The 15,488-nt window shown below is 71.0% G+C and carries 15 protein-coding genes; 9 read left to right on the forward strand and 6 right to left on the reverse strand.

All coding sequences use genetic code 11. From position 1 onward, the window contains the following. Window positions 1–2: 2 nt before the first annotated feature. Window positions 3–1,079, forward strand: a complete 1,077-nt coding sequence (locus AB0I32_RS06855) for a phosphatase domain-containing protein (RefSeq protein ID WP_357504174.1) — start codon at window positions 3–5, stop codon at window positions 1,077–1,079. Here the strand turns inward: AB0I32_RS06855 and AB0I32_RS06860 are convergent. Then, window positions 1,069–2,343: an NYN domain-containing protein gene (locus AB0I32_RS06860; protein WP_357504176.1), complete on the reverse strand. Its 1,275-nt coding sequence runs from the start codon at window positions 2,341–2,343 to the stop codon at window positions 1,069–1,071. The genes AB0I32_RS06855 and AB0I32_RS06860 overlap by 11 nt on opposite strands. A 108-nt stretch (window positions 2,344–2,451) precedes the next feature. Between AB0I32_RS06860 and AB0I32_RS06865 the strand changes: the two genes are divergently transcribed. Beyond that, window positions 2,452–3,069, forward strand: coding sequence for a TetR family transcriptional regulator (locus tag AB0I32_RS06865; RefSeq protein WP_357504178.1), 618 nt, complete (start codon window positions 2,452–2,454; stop codon window positions 3,067–3,069). Window positions 3,070–3,099: 30 nt separating this feature from the next. Continuing rightward, complete coding sequence (locus tag AB0I32_RS06870) at window positions 3,100–3,972, forward strand: LLM class F420-dependent oxidoreductase (protein WP_357504180.1); 873 nt, start codon at window positions 3,100–3,102, stop codon at window positions 3,970–3,972. Between the two features lie 3 nt (window positions 3,973–3,975). Here AB0I32_RS06870 and AB0I32_RS06875 read toward each other — a convergent pair whose 3' ends face one another. Next, entirely contained in the window at window positions 3,976–4,599 is a 624-nt protein-coding gene (locus tag AB0I32_RS06875; RefSeq protein ID WP_357504292.1) for a DNA-3-methyladenine glycosylase I, read from the reverse strand. Window positions 4,600–4,734: 135 nt separating this feature from the next. Next, the gene (locus AB0I32_RS06880) at window positions 4,735–5,625 is read right to left on the reverse strand and encodes a TetR/AcrR family transcriptional regulator (RefSeq protein ID WP_357504182.1); all 891 of its coding nucleotides are present in this window, start codon (window positions 5,623–5,625) and stop codon (window positions 4,735–4,737) included. 129 nt (window positions 5,626–5,754) lie between these two features. On the opposite strand from AB0I32_RS06880, the gene AB0I32_RS06885 reads away from it, so the two are divergent. The 6 genes from AB0I32_RS06885 to rlmC are packed head-to-tail and all read left to right on the forward strand — an operon-like array spanning window position 5,755 to window position 11,571. Further along, window positions 5,755–6,723 carry an ATP-binding cassette domain-containing protein gene (locus AB0I32_RS06885; RefSeq protein WP_357504185.1) on the forward strand — a complete coding sequence of 323 codons (969 nt, stop codon included), beginning with the start codon at window positions 5,755–5,757 and terminating at the stop codon, window positions 6,721–6,723. Further along, a complete protein-coding gene (locus AB0I32_RS06890) occupies window positions 6,720–7,487 on the forward strand; it encodes an ABC transporter permease (protein WP_357504187.1) in 768 nt (255 codons plus the stop codon). The genes AB0I32_RS06885 and AB0I32_RS06890 overlap by 4 nt, the downstream gene beginning before the upstream one ends. A gap of 46 nt (window positions 7,488–7,533) precedes the next feature. Then, entirely contained in the window at window positions 7,534–8,253 is a 720-nt protein-coding gene (locus AB0I32_RS06895) for a DUF2306 domain-containing protein (RefSeq protein WP_357504189.1), read from the forward strand. Between the two features lie 29 nt (window positions 8,254–8,282). Next, a complete protein-coding gene (locus AB0I32_RS06900) occupies window positions 8,283–8,903 on the forward strand; it encodes a DinB family protein (protein WP_357504191.1) in 621 nt (206 codons plus the stop codon). 33 nt (window positions 8,904–8,936) lie between these two features. Next, a complete protein-coding gene (locus AB0I32_RS06905; protein ID WP_357504193.1) occupies window positions 8,937–10,301 on the forward strand; it encodes a M15 family metallopeptidase in 1,365 nt (454 codons plus the stop codon). A 55-nt stretch (window positions 10,302–10,356) separates the two neighbouring features. Further along, window positions 10,357–11,571, forward strand: coding sequence for a 23S rRNA (uracil(747)-C(5))-methyltransferase RlmC (gene rlmC / locus AB0I32_RS06910; protein WP_357504195.1), 1,215 nt, complete (start codon window positions 10,357–10,359; stop codon window positions 11,569–11,571). Here the strand turns inward: rlmC and AB0I32_RS06915 are convergent. The 3 genes from AB0I32_RS06915 to AB0I32_RS06925 form a co-directional block, all read right to left on the reverse strand. Next, window positions 11,538–13,106 carry a hypothetical protein gene (locus tag AB0I32_RS06915; protein WP_357504197.1) on the reverse strand — a complete coding sequence of 523 codons (1,569 nt, stop codon included), beginning with the start codon at window positions 13,104–13,106 and terminating at the stop codon, window positions 11,538–11,540. The two genes, rlmC and AB0I32_RS06915, sit on opposite strands and share 34 nt — an antisense overlap. 199 nt (window positions 13,107–13,305) lie before the next feature. Beyond that, window positions 13,306–14,763: a sigma factor-like helix-turn-helix DNA-binding protein gene (locus AB0I32_RS06920; RefSeq protein ID WP_357504199.1), complete on the reverse strand. Its 1,458-nt coding sequence runs from the start codon at window positions 14,761–14,763 to the stop codon at window positions 13,306–13,308. Between the two features lie 126 nt (window positions 14,764–14,889). After that, a complete protein-coding gene (locus AB0I32_RS06925) occupies window positions 14,890–15,111 on the reverse strand; it encodes a hypothetical protein (RefSeq protein WP_116673088.1) in 222 nt (73 codons plus the stop codon). Between the last annotated feature and the right edge of the window lie 377 nt (window positions 15,112–15,488).

The following is a 15,488-nucleotide window of genomic DNA, read 5'->3' on the forward strand; positions in this document are numbered from 1 at the left end:
GTGTGGCTACTCCTACCCCGCACCCCTCACAGCGCCCGCACCTCGCCGCGGCGGTGGAAGACCGCTTCTACTCCGCGGCGGGGTGGGCGCTCCGCCGTGCCGGCTGGCACCCCCGCCTCGAGACCTACAGCGGGTACGGCACGCCGGACCAGGTGCGGGTGCTCGCGCGCGTGCTGCTCTCCCGGCCGCGCCCCGCGGCCCCGGACCTCGAGGCGCTCCGTGCCGGGCGGCGCGGCTTCCGCCACTTCCTCACCGTGCCGGTGCCGCACTGCCGCGTGCGGCTCCAGGTCGGTGACCACACCTCGGTCGTGACGAGCGACCGCGCCGGGTACATCGACGTCGAGCTGCCCACCGACACCCCGCTGTCGGCCGGGTGGCACTCCGCGATCCTGACGGTGCTCGACGAGGCCGACCCGTGGGAGGCCGAGGCATCGATCCGCGTGCTCGACGAGCGGACCGAGTTCGGCGTCATCAGCGACATGGACGACACGACCATGGTGACGGCGGTGCCGCGGCCGCTGCTCGCGGCGTGGAACACGTTCGTGCGCCACTCCAGCGGGCGGCGAGCCGTACCTGGCATGCCCGAGCTCTACCGGAACCTGCAGGAGACGCACCCGGACGCCGGCTTCTTCTACCTGTCGACCGGCGCGTGGAACACCGCGAACACGCTGCGTGCCTTCCTCTCGCGGCACTCCTACCCGCGAGGACCACTGCTCCTGACCGACTGGGGACCGACCCTCACCGGATGGTTCCGCAGCGGGCCGGCGCACAAGGAAGCGAGCCTTGAGCACCTGATGTCGTGGTTCCCGCACGTGCGCTGGCTGCTCATCGGCGACGACGGTCAGCATGACCCGCAGATCTACGCGAAGGCCGTGGACCGCCGCCCCGACCGCGTGCGCGCGGTGGCGATCCGGCAGCTCACCGGCGGCCAGCAGGTCCTCGCCGGGAACATCCCGGACGGCGGCACCCCGGACGCCGACCTCGAGGTGCGTCCGGTGCCGACCGTGTACGGGCGGGACGGGGGCGAGCTGACCCGTCAGCTCGCCGCGATCCCCGGGGTGCTCGAGATCAAGCGGTGACCAGGTAGTCGTCCGCGTCGTCGTCCCAGGCCAGGGAAACGGCACCTGCGGCCTCCGCGGCCTTCGCGAACTGCAGGAACCCGCGGAAACCGAGCGCCTTCTCCGAGAAGTCGGGGCGCTTCTTGCGCACGGCGTTCTTCAGCCCGGACAGCGCGGCCGAGCCGCTCGACTCCCGAACCACGTCACGCAGCAGCACGAAGGCCGCATCGGTGTCGCCCTGCTCGGGCAGCGAGACCTCTGGGTCACCCGTCGACGGGCCCGTCGCGAGCTCGACGAACCCGCGGTCGGCGAGGAACCGCAGGAACTCGCCGAACGTACGGAACCCGTAGTCCGACTCGCTGAACGTCGGGTCCTTGCGGAGCAGCGTGCGCTTCAGGGCGGACGCCGTCACGGCGCCGCTCGTCGAGGACTGCAGGTCGGCGAGGGTCTGCGCCACACGTACCTCCATGGGCGCGTCACTCGATGCCGGGACCTCCTCCTCGTGCTCGCTCACGTCGATCTCCACCTCGGCCTCGGGTGCGACCTCGACGGGCGCGGGCGCGGGGTCGGCCTTCTTGCGGCGGCGGGTGGCGGGCTTCGCCTCGGGCTCGACGACGACGTCGGGTGCGGAAGGCTCGGCGACGGCCTCGGCAACCGCTTCCGCGGCCTTGGCGCGGCGCGAGGTCGTGGGGGCCTTCTGGGCGGTGGCGGGGGCGGTGGCAGCCGCGGCGCGGTCCGGCGCGGCGGACGGCCGGCGCGAGCGCGAACCGCGCTTCGGGGCAGGGGCGCCCTGGTCCTCGTCCGGCACCTCGACGCCTTCGAGGCGGTCGTAGAAGAGGAACTCGTCGCAGGCGGCGGGCAGCAGCCGCGACGTCGACTTCTCGACGCCGACGCCGATGACGCGCTTGTTCAGCTCACGCAGCTTGTGGACGAGCGGCGAGAAGTCGCTGTCACCCGTGCACATCACGAAGGTCGAGATGTAGTCGCGCTCGAAGGCCATCTCGATGGCGTCGACCACCATCTTGATGTCGGCTGCGTTCTTGCGGGAGGCGCCCATCCGCTGCGTCATCTCGATCAGCTCGACCTGATGCCGCGTCAGCATGCGGCGGTCCTCGTCGAAGTACGACCAGTCCGCGTAGGCCCGGCGCGCGACGACGCGCCCGCGCACGGCGAGGGCGTCGGCGATCGGGCCGAAGTCGAACTGCATCCCGCCCAGGTGCTCCCTGGCGCCCAGCGCCAGGTTCTCGTAGTCGATGAAGACTGCAAGGCGTTCTTCGAGATCCATGCTCGCCACTCTAGGGGGTTTCCAGGTCGCCGAGCGAAAGGGTGAAATATGCCGTGTCGAGCGGTGCTGTCCAGGTCCCGGAGCCGCTTGTTCCCTACTATCGACCACATGGCCGAGGGAACCGCCGACTACGAGGATCCGATCTCCAGCCGGGGTCGCATCATCGCCGCTGCGGTGCGCCTCACCTGTGCCGACGGCTGGTCGAAGGTGACGATGGGCCGTCTCGCGGGAGAGGCGGGAGTGAGCAGGCAGACCGTGTACAACGCTGTCGGCAGCCGCGAGGACCTGGCCGAGGCGATGGTGCTCACCGAGTCGGCGAAGTTCATCTTCACGATCGTCGAGGGCTTCGAGAACCATCCGGACGACCTGCTGTCAGCGATTCACGCGGCCGTGGAGAACACTCTGGTGCTCGCCGAGGGGAACGCGTTGCTGCGTGCGGTGGTCTCGGCGACGCACGGCGCGGACACCGAGCTGCTGCCATTGCTCACCACACACTCGGAGCCGCTGCTCGGCACGCTGATGGTCGTGGTGCAGGACCGGGTCGACCAGTACGAGATCGACCTGGAGCCGGAACGGATCACGGCGATCATCGACATGGTGGTGCGGTCCGCGCTGAGCCATGTCATGCAGCCGACGGCGACACCGCGCAGGACCGCCGACTCGATCACCTGGTTCGTCGCCCGCATCCTCGGGCGTGCCGGAGAGCTCACCGGCTCCCGCGCTTGACGTCGCGCGTCGGCGTAGGAGGATCGAGACATGCGAATCGGCACCCACTTCATGCGTTTCGACTCGATAGAGCCCGCCCGGATGCGCACCGAGCTGGCGGACGCCGCCCGGTACGCGGACGACGGCGGCGTCACGTGGGTCTCCGTGATGGACCACTACTTCCAGATGGAGCACCAGGGTTTTCCGGCGTCGGACCCCATGCTGGAGGCGTACACGACACTGGGCTACCTCGCCGGGGTCACCGAGAAGGTGCAGCTCGGTGCGCTGGTGACCGGCGTGACGTACCGCTACCCGGGCCTGCTGGCCAAGATCGTCGCGTCGCTCGACGTGGTCTCCGGCGGCCGTGCCACGTTCGGCATCGGCGCTGCCTGGTACGACAAGGAGCACGCGGCCCTCGGCGTCCCGTTCCCGCCGCTCAAGGACCGCTTCGAGATGCTCGAGGAGACGGTCCGGATCGCGCGCCAGATGTACGACCTGGACAACGACGGACCCTTCGAGGGCAAGCACTACCAGCTCGCCGAGACACTGTGCTCGCCGGCGCCGCTGTCGGGTCCGGAGATCATGATCGGCGGTTCCGGTGAGAAGCGGACCCTCCGGCTCGTCGCGCAGTACGCGGACGCGTGCAACCTGTTCGCCGAGACGCCCGAGCGGCTCCGCCACCTGCTGGACGTGCTGCACCGGCACTGCGACGACGTCGGCCGCGACCCCGCCGACATCCGCGTCACGATGCTGCACCGCGGTGCGCCGATCGGCCCCGGTGACACCGCGGCGTTCGTCGAGGAGATGCGTGGCTTCGCCCGGCACGGGGTGGACACCGTGATCCTGCGGCCGCCGGCCACGTCCCTCGCCGAGTGGGTCCGCGACGCCGTGCTGCCGGTGGTGGAGCCGTGCGCCGAGCTCTGACGCTCAGGTAGCCGTGCCCTGCTCGGTCGCGCCGGAGCGACCGAGCACCACAGGGCAGGTGGCGAGATGGTCGTCCACCAGGCCGCAGGCCTGCATCGCCGCGTAGGCGGTGGTGGGCCCGATGAACCGGAAGCCCTCCTTCTTCATCGCCTTGCTCATGGCCTTCGACCCGGGGGTCCACGCCGGCAGGTCCGCGAAGGTCGCCGCGCGCGGGCGGTCCACCGGTTCGGGGGCGAAGGACCAGAACAGCTCGTCGAGCGTGCGGCCGGAGTCGTGCAGCGCGACGACGGCCCGGGCGTTCTCGATCGTGGCCTCGATCTTCATGCGGTTGCGGATGATGCGGGCGTCGGCGAGCAGCCGCTCGACGTCGTCCGAGCCGAACGCCGCCACCCGCTCCGGGTCGAAGCCCTCGAAGACCTCCCGGAACGCCGGCCGCTTCCGCAGCACGGTGATCCAGGAGAGCCCCGACTGGAAGCCCTCGAGGGCGATGCGCTCCAGCAGGGCCGACTCGCCGTGCACGGGAACGCCCCACTCCTCGTCGTGGTAGGCCTCGTAGAGCGCGATGCCGTCGCCGAAGCACCGCGGGGCCGCGCCCGGCGTCGGGGCCGCCGTCTTGCCGTCTGTCATGGGATCACTTGTCACGGCACCACTCTGACGCACGCCACTGACGCTCCACCCGTTGCGGCCGCTCACCTGGGCATGACGTCCGAAAATCGCTGCCTGTGGTCGTGCCAGAACCGTTGCGGCGCCGGGCGGGGGGGCTCATGACCCGTCGTCGGGAAGAGCGCCGCGACGCCGGAGGAAGGCCTCGACACCGTCGAGCACCACGGAGATGCCGAAGGTGATGTCGTCCTCGGAGTGCGCGGTCAGGGAGTTGTCCGGCCAGGTCGCGAACGACTCGAAGAGGTTCGGGTACATCGTGGGGTCGGCGTACGTGGCGAGCACGGTCTCGAAGTCGGCGTACGGGTTGGCCGCGTCGATCGCCGCGGGGTTCAGGTCGGACTCCGGGGTCCCGTCGGGCAGCCCGGACTCCCGGAGCACCTGCTGGACCGCCGCGCGCCGGGACTCGATATGGACGCGCGACTCGCCGAGGACGTGCTGCGCGAGCAGCCCGATGACCGCCAGCTTCGCGTCGGCCGGGAGCTCGACCGGGCGCAGGACGCCGAAGGCCTGGTCGATCCAGCGCACCCGGTTCGGCCCCGGTGGCGCGGCGGACAGCGGCAGCTCGAGCATCCACGGGCGGGCGATCCCGAGCTCGATCTGGGCGCGGGTCCAGCGCTCGAGCCCCGCGCGCCAGCCGATGCCGGCCGGGATGTCGGGCAGCTCGGCGGCCACGGCGTCGGCCATCAGGACCAGCAGCTCCTCCTTGCCGGAGACGTGCCGGTACAGGGCCATGGGCGTATAGCCGACGGCGTCCGCGATCCGGGCCATCGAGACGGCGGCGAGGCCCTCGGCGTCGGCCAGGTCCAGTGCGGCCTGCACGATCTGCGCGGCGGACAGCGCGGGTTTTGGTCCGCGCCGACGGGGTGCCGCGGCGCCCCACAGCCGCTGTACGACGGCGGGCAGCTCACGCGTCGCGCCTGTGCCGTCCGGCTGTCCGGGCGGTACCTGTGGCTGCTCGGCGGGTCCGGGCGTGGTGTCGGCGGTGCTCATCGGATCCATCCTGCCCTGACCGGCCGCGTGAGCCGATCCGAAACTCTCTTGACCACATACTGTTTACGCTCCACACTAAAACGCGTAGGTCATATACAGTAACTGGTTGCCGCCAGGAGGAGAGAGAAGATGACAGTGATCGTGACGGCCGAGGGGCTGCACAAGTCCTTCGCCGGACGAGGTTCGTCCAGCCCGCCCGTGCTGGACGGGCTCGACCTGGAGCTCGAGGAGGGACAGGTACTCGCGCTGCTGGGCCCCAACGGTGCGGGCAAGACCACCACGGTCCGCATCCTGGCGACGCTGCTGCGACCCGATGCGGGCCGCGCGACGGTCGCCGGGTTCGACGTGGTCCGGGACGCGCGCCGGGTCCGCGAGGTCATCAGCCTCACGGGACAGCAGGTGGCCGTCGACGACAAGCAGTCGGGCGCCGAGAACCTCACGATGATGGGCCGCCTCGCGCATCTTCCGCGCCGGGTCGTGCGGGACCGCGTGGCGGAGCTGCTCACGGCGTTCGACCTGTCGGACGCGGCGCACCGGCAGGTCGGCACCTGGTCCGGCGGCATGCGCCGTCGGCTCGACCTGGCGGCGGGCCTGCTGACCCGGCCCCGCGTCATGTTCCTCGACGAACCCACCACGGGCCTCGACCCGAGGTCACGGCAGGCGCTGTGGGACGTCGTCCGCGACGTGGTCGACGAAGGCACCAGCGTGTTCCTCACCACCCAGTACCTGGAGGAGGCGGACCGGCTGGCGCAGCGGGTGGCGCTCGTCGACGGCGGCCGGATCGTCGCAGACGGCACCCCCGCTCAGCTCAAGAGCCAGGTCGGCGAGGCGGGCGTCGAGCTGACGTTCGCCACCCTCTCCGACGTCGACCGGGTAGCACCCACGCTCGGGGTCGCGACCGTCGACGGCATGCGGGTACGCGTGCCCACCGACGGCTCGGTCGGGCACGTGCGGGCAGTCCTCGCCGCGGTCGAGGCCACGGGAGTGACACCGGAGCACTGGGAGGTGCGGGTGCCCAGCCTCGACGACGTCTTCCTCACCCTGACCGGGCACGTCGGCACGGAGAGCTCCGCACGAGCGGCGGGGGTGGCGGCATGACGCACCTGATGAGCGACGTCTCCACCATGGCGACGCGCAGCCTGCGCCTCGTCTCGCGGGACGTGGACGCCATGATCACGGCGGTCGTGCTGCCGGTGATCATCCTGCTGATGTTCGTGCTCGTCTTCGGCGGCGCCGTCGACATCGGCACCGAGTACATCAACTACGTGACGCCGGGCGTGATCCTGCTGGCGGCAGGGTTCGGCGCGGCGAACACGGCGCTCGCCGTCGAGCGCGACATGTCGAGCGGCATGGTGGACCGGCTCAGGTCGATGCCCATGACCGCCTGGACGGTCCTGTCGGGTCACGTGGTCGCGAGCCTCGTGAAGAACCTGGCCACGACCGCCATCGTGTTCGGGGTGTCGATGGCGCTGGGCTTCCGGCCCGAGGCCTCCGTGCTGGAGTGGCTCGCCGCGGTGGGCATGATCCTGCTCTTCGTCGGCTGGATCACCTGGCTCGCCGCCCTCGTGGGCGTGCTCGTCCGGTCACCCGACGCCGCCGGCGGCTTCTCGTTCTTCGTGATGTTCCTGCCCTACGTCTCGAGCGCCTTCGTGCCGGTCGACACGCTGCCGTCCTGGCTGCGCGGCTTCGCGGAGCACCAGCCGGTGACGCCGGTGATCGAGACGGTGCGCGACCTGCTCTCGGGTGGTGCCTCGGCGACGGCGGACCCGTCGGGTGTCGCGCTGCTCGCCGTCGGCTGGTGCCTGGGGCTCGGCCTGCTCTTCGCGGTGGCCGCCGGCCTGGCGTTCCGTGCCCGGCGCTGACCTGGCGCACGTCCCGACCTTCCGACCTGACGAAAGCAGGTAAGACATGGCAACCGACACGACCACCGCACCGGCTCCGGCCCGCTCGCCACGGAAGGTCCGCTGGTGGCGGCGTCCCTGGATCGCACCGCTGGCGATCATCACGGCGGTGTTCCTCGCGACCGCCCTGCCGCGCTACGTAGGCCTGGACCCGGCGCAGTCCCTCGTCCCGACGGATCGAGGCCCCGCGTTCTACCCGGCTCTCGTGACCCATATCTTCACCGGGTCGATCATGCTGAGCGCCGGCGTGCTGCAGCTCTGGCCGTGGCTGCGGGCGCACCACCCGCGCGTGCACCGCTGGAGCGGCAGGGTCTACGTCGCGTCAGCGATCCCGACCGCCGTCGCGGCGCTCGTCGTCGCACAGTTCCCGAGTGCGGGCGTGGCGCAGCAGGTGGCGAACACGGTGATGGGCGTCCTGCTGCTGACGTTCACCCTGCTCGGCTACCGCGCGGTACGACAGCGGCGCTTCGCCGACCACCGGGAGTGGATGGTCCGGAGCACGGCGTTGGCCTTCTCGATTGTGACCAACCGCTTCTGGTCCACCTTTCTCATCGCCGTCTACGTTCCTGGTGCGCTGACCGACCCGAACATCGGGTTCGGCTCGCCCGAGATCGAGGGGGCCGCGATCGCATCGGCCTGGATGTCGTTCATCGCGAACCTTCTGTTCGCCGAGTGGTGGCTGCACCGCAAGCCGAAGAAGCGCGGCCGGGCGCAAGACGTTCGGTGAGTGTCAGTGCCTGGGGACACACTGTGCCCATGGCACCGACGACTGACAGCACGACCGGCTCGGGTGAACTCGAGCAGAAGCAGGTCCTGAAGAAGTACCTGCAGGAAACCCGTGAGGCCCTCCTCTGGAAGCTGGAGGGCCTCACGGAGAAGCAGGCGCGCTGGCCCCTGGTGCCCTCGGGGAACAACCTGCTTGGCCTGGTGAAGCACTGCGCCAACATCGAGATCGGCTACTTCGGTCCGACCTTCGGCAGGGAGTGGCCCACTCCGGAGGAGGTCGTCTCCGAACAGGCATGGGAAGAGGACCCGCAGGCTGACTGGTACGCGACCGCCGACGAGTCCGTCGCGTCCGTCACCGACCTCTACCGCCGGGCCTGGGCGTTCGGTGACGAGACCATCGACACGCTGCCCCTTGACGCGCCGGGACGGGTGCCGTGGTGGACGAACAGCGAGGTCACGCTGTTCCGCATCATCATCCACGTGACCGACGAGCTCGCCCGGCACGCCGGCCACGCCGACATCCTGCGCGAGCTGACCGACAGGTCCGTGGGCCTCTACGCCGACAACACGAACATCCCGGACTGGGAGAAGAGCGAGGTCGAGCTGTACGTCGACAAGCTCAAGAACCTCGCGGAGCGCGCGGGCAACTAGCGTCCGGGCCGCAGATTCGCCAAACTTCGGGCCATGCCCCTCAACGCGGAGCCGCCCGCACCCGTCGGACCACTCGACCCCACCACCGTCGCGTCGAACCCGCCGCAGGGCACAGCTGCCGAGATGCCGGACGAGGCTCGGCACCGAGGCATGACGCCTGGCGGGGACCGTGCCCCGTCGGACGGCGGGTCGATGCGGCCGCTCGTGGTCTTCCTGGTCGCAGCGGCGGTCGCGCTGGTGGTCAGCATCGTGTTCGCGCTCGTCCACGTCGGCAACGAGCGCGAGCGGGCGCAGCTGGCCGACGCGCGCGCCGACGTCGTGCAGGCAGTCGACGAAGGGCGCGCGGCCCAGGAAGGCCTGGCCCAGCAGATCGCGACGGCGGAACAGGTCCTCGCCGCCTCCAACGGCAAGGTGGTCGACGCCGCCGTCCGCGTCGACCTGGTCGCACACATCGCTGCGGCCAAGGAGCTCGGCGCGATGCGGCCGCCGGCCATACCCGAGCCCGGCAGCGCGGCCCTCGGCGCGACCGAGGACATCGACGCCCTGGAGGCCGAGGCGACCGAGTGGGCGACCACCATGCGCACCACGGCGACCACTCTTGTCGCGGCCATCGAGGACGTACAGGCGTCGAACCGGCAGTGGCAGCAGGCCCGCAAGGACGCCAAGGCCAAGGCCACCGCGGCGGCGGAACGCACGAAGAAGGCCGCCGCCCAGCTGAAGACGGCCAAGGCCACGCTGACGGCGGTCACCGCACAGCTCAAGATCTCGGTGCGCGACTCCGGGTACACCCTGAGCTGGACCGCCGAAGCGGGCGCACCTGCCGCCGTCCGCAAGGTCCTCACCACCCACCGAGCCGAGGGCCAGGCGGCGCTCGCGGTCGGGACGAACCAGAACGACCTGCGCTCCGTCCAGGCGGTCGTCCAGCGGCGCGAGGCAGCACGGGCCGCGATCGAGGCGGCGGCGTGGGAAGCGCGCGCGACCGTCGCCGACGGCTCCAACGGTCGGCTCGACGTGGACAAGCTGTGCAAGGTGGGGGTCGGACCCGAGGGGCAGGACCAGTACCTGCGCTGCGACGCGGCCGAGGCCTGGAAGAAGCTCGGCGCCCGGTTCAAGGCGGAGTTCGGCAAGCCGCTGCGTGTGGAGTACGGCTACCGGCCCTACGACTGGCAGCTCCAGGCGCTCGACGAGTTCGGCAGCGGGCAGGTGGCGGCGCCGGGGACCTCGAACCACGGCTTGGCGCTGGCAGTAGACGTGCCGGTGGACGACGGCTTCCGCTTCGGTCAGCCCGAGTACGCGTGGCTCGCCGCCAACGGTCCCGAGGTCGGCTGGCACCACCCGGAGTGGGCGCGTGCGGGTGGTGGCCGCGAGGAACCGTGGCACTTCGAGTACGGGGGCTGACGGCGGTGCGTCGGCGCTGATCAGGGCGTTTGCGTACGGGTTGGATAATGGAGGTGTGCAGTGCCTCCACTACGACGCCGGCCGCTGCCACTCCTGCACCCTCCTGGAGATCGACTACCCCACCCAGGTGCTCGACAAGGAGCGGCACGTCGCCGCGCTCCTCGCTCCGATCTCGGCAGGCAGATCGGCAGACAAATCCACAGACTTGTCCACAGGTTCGGAACTGACCTGGCTGCCTCCTGTCAGCAGCGCGGAGTCGGCTTTCCGCAACAAGGCGAAGATGGTGGTGAGCGGTACCGTGGCGGAGCCCGTCCTCGGCATCCTCGACCGGGCCGGCCAGGGCGTCGACCTCACGGACTGCGGGCTCTACCCGGACGCCCTGCAAGCCTCCTTCGCTCCCCTGGCCGCCTTCGTCACGCGTGCGAACCTGGAGCCGTACCAGGTCTCGGGCGTCGGCAAGCGCGCGCAGCAGCGGGGCGAGCTCAAGTACCTGCTGGTGACCCTGTCGCCCGACGGCGAGCTCATGGTCCGGTTCGTGCTGCGCTCCCAGGAGGCGATCGCGCGGATCCGCAAGCACCTCGCCTCGCTGCAGGCGGAGCTTCCGGCACTGGCCGTGGCTTCGGCGAACATCCAGCCGGCGCACGCCGCGGTGCTGGAGGGCGACCTCGAGATCCCGCTCACCGAGCGCACCACGCTCCCCATGCGCATCGACGACATCACGCTCGACCTACGCCCGCAGAGCTTCTTCCAGACCAACACCGCGGTCGCGACCGAGCTCTATCGGCAGGCCAGCGCCTGGGTCTCCGAGTTCGACCCGAGCAGCGTCTGGGATCTGTACTGCGGTGTGGGCGGCTTCGCGCTGCACTGCGCCGCCCCGGGGCGCGTCGTCACGGGTATCGAGATCAGCGCGGAGGCCGTGGCCGCGGCGTCGGGCACCGTGGACAAGCTGCGCGACGGCGCGGGGGCGGCGCGCTTCCGTGACGTCACGTTCGCCGTGGGCGACGCGACGGCGTTCGCGATCGGGCCGGACGCCCCCGAGCTGCCCGAGATGGTGATCGTCAACCCGCCGCGGCGAGGTATCGGCGCGGACCTGGCACAGTGGCTGGAGACCTCGGGGATCGAGCGAGTCCTGTACTCGAGCTGCAATGCGACGACGCTCGCCAAGGACCTCGCCGCGATGCCGTCGCTCCGGCCGGTGCGGGCGCGCCTGCTCGACATGTTCCCGCAGACCTCGCACTACGAGGTGCTGGTGCTCCTGGAACGGGTGTGATCGGGCGTTTCCGGCCGGCGGTCTCGTTCGTCGATCCACCCGGTGCCCGGTTCCGGTGCGTCCCACAGCAGGTGCGGGATATCTGCTCCCCGGTTCGCCCGGGTGTCGGCGGCAGCGGATCCGAGGCTCGACGCGGAGCCTGAGGTGTCCGGCGAGGCGTCGTTCTTCTTGGCCTGGCCCGGCGGGACGGTGTCCTTCTTGGCCTGGCCGGGTGGAGTCTTGTCCTTCGCCTGACCTGGCGGGACGGTGTCCTTCGTGGCCTGGCCGGGCGGCACCGTGTCCTTCTTGGCCTGGCCGGGTGGGATTCCGCCCTTCTTCGCAAGGCCGGGCGGAGTCTTCCCGTTCTCGGTCCCGCTCGGTGGGGTGGTGGCCTCCGGCGTGTCGGGGCTGCCCGCGCCGTCGGTGTCGTCGGCCTGGTCCGGCGGTACGTCGTCCTGCTTCGCGAGGCCTGGCGGCGACTCGGCCTTCTTCGCGAGGCCCGGGGGTAGGCCGTCGCCCTCCGCCAGGCCCGGCAGCACCGAGCGGGTCGGCTCGGGAAGGTTCGTCGGGTCCGATGTCCGGGAGGTCGGCGTCGCGCCCCGGACCGCCGTTTCCACACCGTCCGGCGTCGAGACGGAGACGGTCCCGGACTCGAGGAATGTGGGCATGCCCCCGAGGCCGCCGGTGACTCCCGTCGTGACGGCAGTGGTGAGGAAGAGCCCGCTGGCCACGGTCGCCGTCAGGCTCACCGGATCGGTCAGCGCGCTGCGGACGGTCAGGACCACACGGGTGCCAAGGGTGGCGAGCCCGCCGCCCAGCCCGGCACCGGTCACGCCCGCGCCCGCGGCCGTGAAGACGGTGCCCGTCTCCGCCGCGGCCGCTGCGCCGAGCAGGAGAACGGGTGCGGCGGCGCGCAGCATCCAGTACGACTCGCGGACGTCGACGAAGGCCCTGGTGCATCCCGAGCACTGGACCATGTGGTCCTCGACCTTCTGCCGACGGCCCGGCAGGAGACGGTTCCGCACGAAGTCGTGCATCGAGGCCCTGGTGGACTCGCACTCGGCGTTGTCGGCCGCGCCGGAGTGCGTCTCGGCAAAGCTGCTCGCGAGCCGGTTCTCCGCACGGCGGAGGCGGCGCTTGGCGGCGTAGGGCAGCACGCCTATCTCGTCGGCTATCGCGGCGACCGGGCGGGACCCCACGTGGTGGTCCCACAGGAGCTGTTGATCACCGGCGGGCAGCCGCTCCATCGCCGTGGTCAGCACCTCGAAGTCCAGAGCGCGGCGGACCGGTGCGCTCAGGGCTTCCGCGCGCGAGGTCTGCTCGTCCGGCGAGGGGTCCTCATGGGCCATCTCTTGCGCCGCGTCCACCGCCGCCGCGCTCCAGAAGGCGACGGGGTCGGAGATGCCGCCCTGTCGCATGAGCTCTACGCACAGCAGCTCGAGCCCTCGGCTCGCCGCCAGCTCCGGGTCGATACCGGGTACCCGCCGCGAGACCGTGAAGACGACAGCACGACGGTGCGCTGCCCACTGGCTGAGGTCCGCGCTGGTGACTGTCACGCCGACTCCCTCCCGCACACGACAGCGCGCCGCATGCCATCACGTTCCACGAAACCTCGGTCGTGCATGCTCGCAAAGAACGCACGCGCAGGGAAGGCGTGGACGGCGTCGGCCGTCGATCTTGGGCTGTCGCCCAGCAATACTGTGCGTTCGCACAGCGCTGAGGGGATGCGGGCCAGGTATGAGGCCCGCATCGCCATCAGTTCCCTACCGCTGACTGAGCGTCGTCGACGGCCTGTCCTGCGACCGTGCCGAAGAACAGTGCCCAGATCTCGTCCAGCGTGGTCGTGGCAAGGTCGATCCCGGGCAGGTCGGAGAGACCCAGGCTGAGGAGCAAGGCATCCAGCGCCTCGCCGGGGCCGGCGGTCACCGGCGGGTCCGGGGGGTCCGGCGGGTCTGGCGGATCCGGAGGGTCGGGCGGATCCGTGGGCTCGGGCGGGCTCGGTGGTTCGGTGGGCTCTTCCGGCTCGGGCTGGGTCGGGGGCTTCACCGGGTCGGGCCGGTCCGCGCCGCCGCTCGGCGCCGGTTCGGGTGCCGGCGGGTTGTCCGCAGGCGCGGGGTCGGCAACCTGCTGCTCGGGTGCCGGTGCCGGTGCCGGGACGGTGTCTTCCTTGGGTGTGGTGGCAGGGCGCGGCTGAGGGTCGGCGGGCGGGATCGACGGCGGTCGCTCCTGCGTGGCTTCCTCAGGAGCGCTCGGCGCGCCGCCACCGCCACCGCCACCGCCACCGCCGCCGCCCGCACCGTCACCACCGGCGGCGGCTCCGGCATCCTCGATCGCCTGGATCGGTGGCTTGTCGGCCTGGCTGGCGATCATCGCCGCGGCGCCGCCGCCGATCACCAGCGCGGCCAGGACCCCGGCGGCGACGGCGGTCTCCTTCTTGCCGAACGAGCGCGGGCGCGCACCACTGGCGCCGGCAGCGCCGGCCCCTGCGCCGACGACCGCACCGCCGACCCAGCCGCCTGCGACGAGGTGTTGTCCGAGGTCGCGGAGCATCCACGACACTTCGCGGACGTCGACGAACGCCCTGGTGCACTCGCCGCAGCCGTCCATGTGGACCTCCAGGCGCCGTTGGCGCCGGGGGAGGAGACGTCCTTTGAGGTAGTCGTGCATGGCGGCGCGGGTAGTCCGGCACTCGGGTTCGTTGACGCCCTGGGCGTGGGCTGCGGCGAAGGCGCCGGCGAGGCGTTCTTCGGCGCGGCGTAGCCGCATCGTGACCGCGTGGGGCCGTACGCCGAGGTGGGTGGCGATGTCGGCGACCGCGCGGTCGTGGACGTGGCGTTCGAGCAGGATCTGCCGGTCGTCGTCGGCGAGGTCGGAGAGTGCGGTGCGGAGCATGGTGACGTCGGCGTGGCGTTCGGCGTCGAGCTCCGCTCCGGCGACGGGGGGCGTCAGGCCGTCGAGGGTGTCGTCCTCGACCGGGTGGGCGCGACCGGCCTCGCGGGTCATCGAGATGGCTTCGTTGACCGCCGCGCGTCGCCAGTACGGTGCGGGGTCCTCGATCGTGCCGCCGGTGGACACGATCCGGACCATCTTTTCCAGGGCGCGGCTGGCGGCTTCTTCGGCGTCGATGCCGGGCACGCGCGCGGCGACCGAGCGTACGACGTTGGGCCGATGCACCACCCAGTCGTCAATCCGCAGGTCACCAGTCGTGGTCACGCGGTCTTGCCCCCCTCTGCGCATACTGTCCGGATTTGTTGCGCTGGCCAATGATCGCACCACAACTCTGTTTCCGCGCAAGTGTTCGGGCTCTTCGGCCGCCGGCTCTGCCCTGTTCATCGGTGCTCACCTCCGGTTGGTCGCGAACGTGGTCGATACGACGTCGAGGCCCTGCGGCCCCGACGTCGCGTGGATGACCGCCAGAGCGACCTCGCAGGTCGCGGCGATCAGGTCGCTCGCCCCCCACGCGTCCGCGAGACGGTAGAGGTTGACGGCATCGCCCTCCGCATACGCGCGCAGGTATTGGGCGCCCAGACGAACGAGTTCGGGGTGCTCGGTGTGTTCCATGCAGCCCAGACGCTCGAAGCGCGGGGATGTCACAGCACTTCCGGGATTTTTCTTCGATTTCTCCCGAGACATCCGTTTCGGCCCAGTCTGGGGTCGAATCGGACGCCCGAAACGGCAGCTGGCAGGCCGTCCGCGCGCCACGCACCGCCGTCCGGCCGGCCTGTGATCCAGACCACATGACATGGCATCGAGAAGTGCTGTGACTTCCGGGGCGTGCGCGCGTCCTAGCTGTGACGCGGACGAAGTTCGGACCTCGCTGGGGGCGGGCCGAGCTACGGCGCGTCGGACGGGAGCCATGGTTCGGAGTGCACCCCTCGCTCACCGAACCATGGCTCTCGCCCCACGGCGCGAGCGCCGGCTCGGACCTCGCTGGCGGC

Source organism: Promicromonospora sp. NPDC050249 (assembly GCF_040656015.1).
Lineage (GTDB): Bacteria > Actinomycetota > Actinomycetes > Actinomycetales > Cellulomonadaceae > Promicromonospora.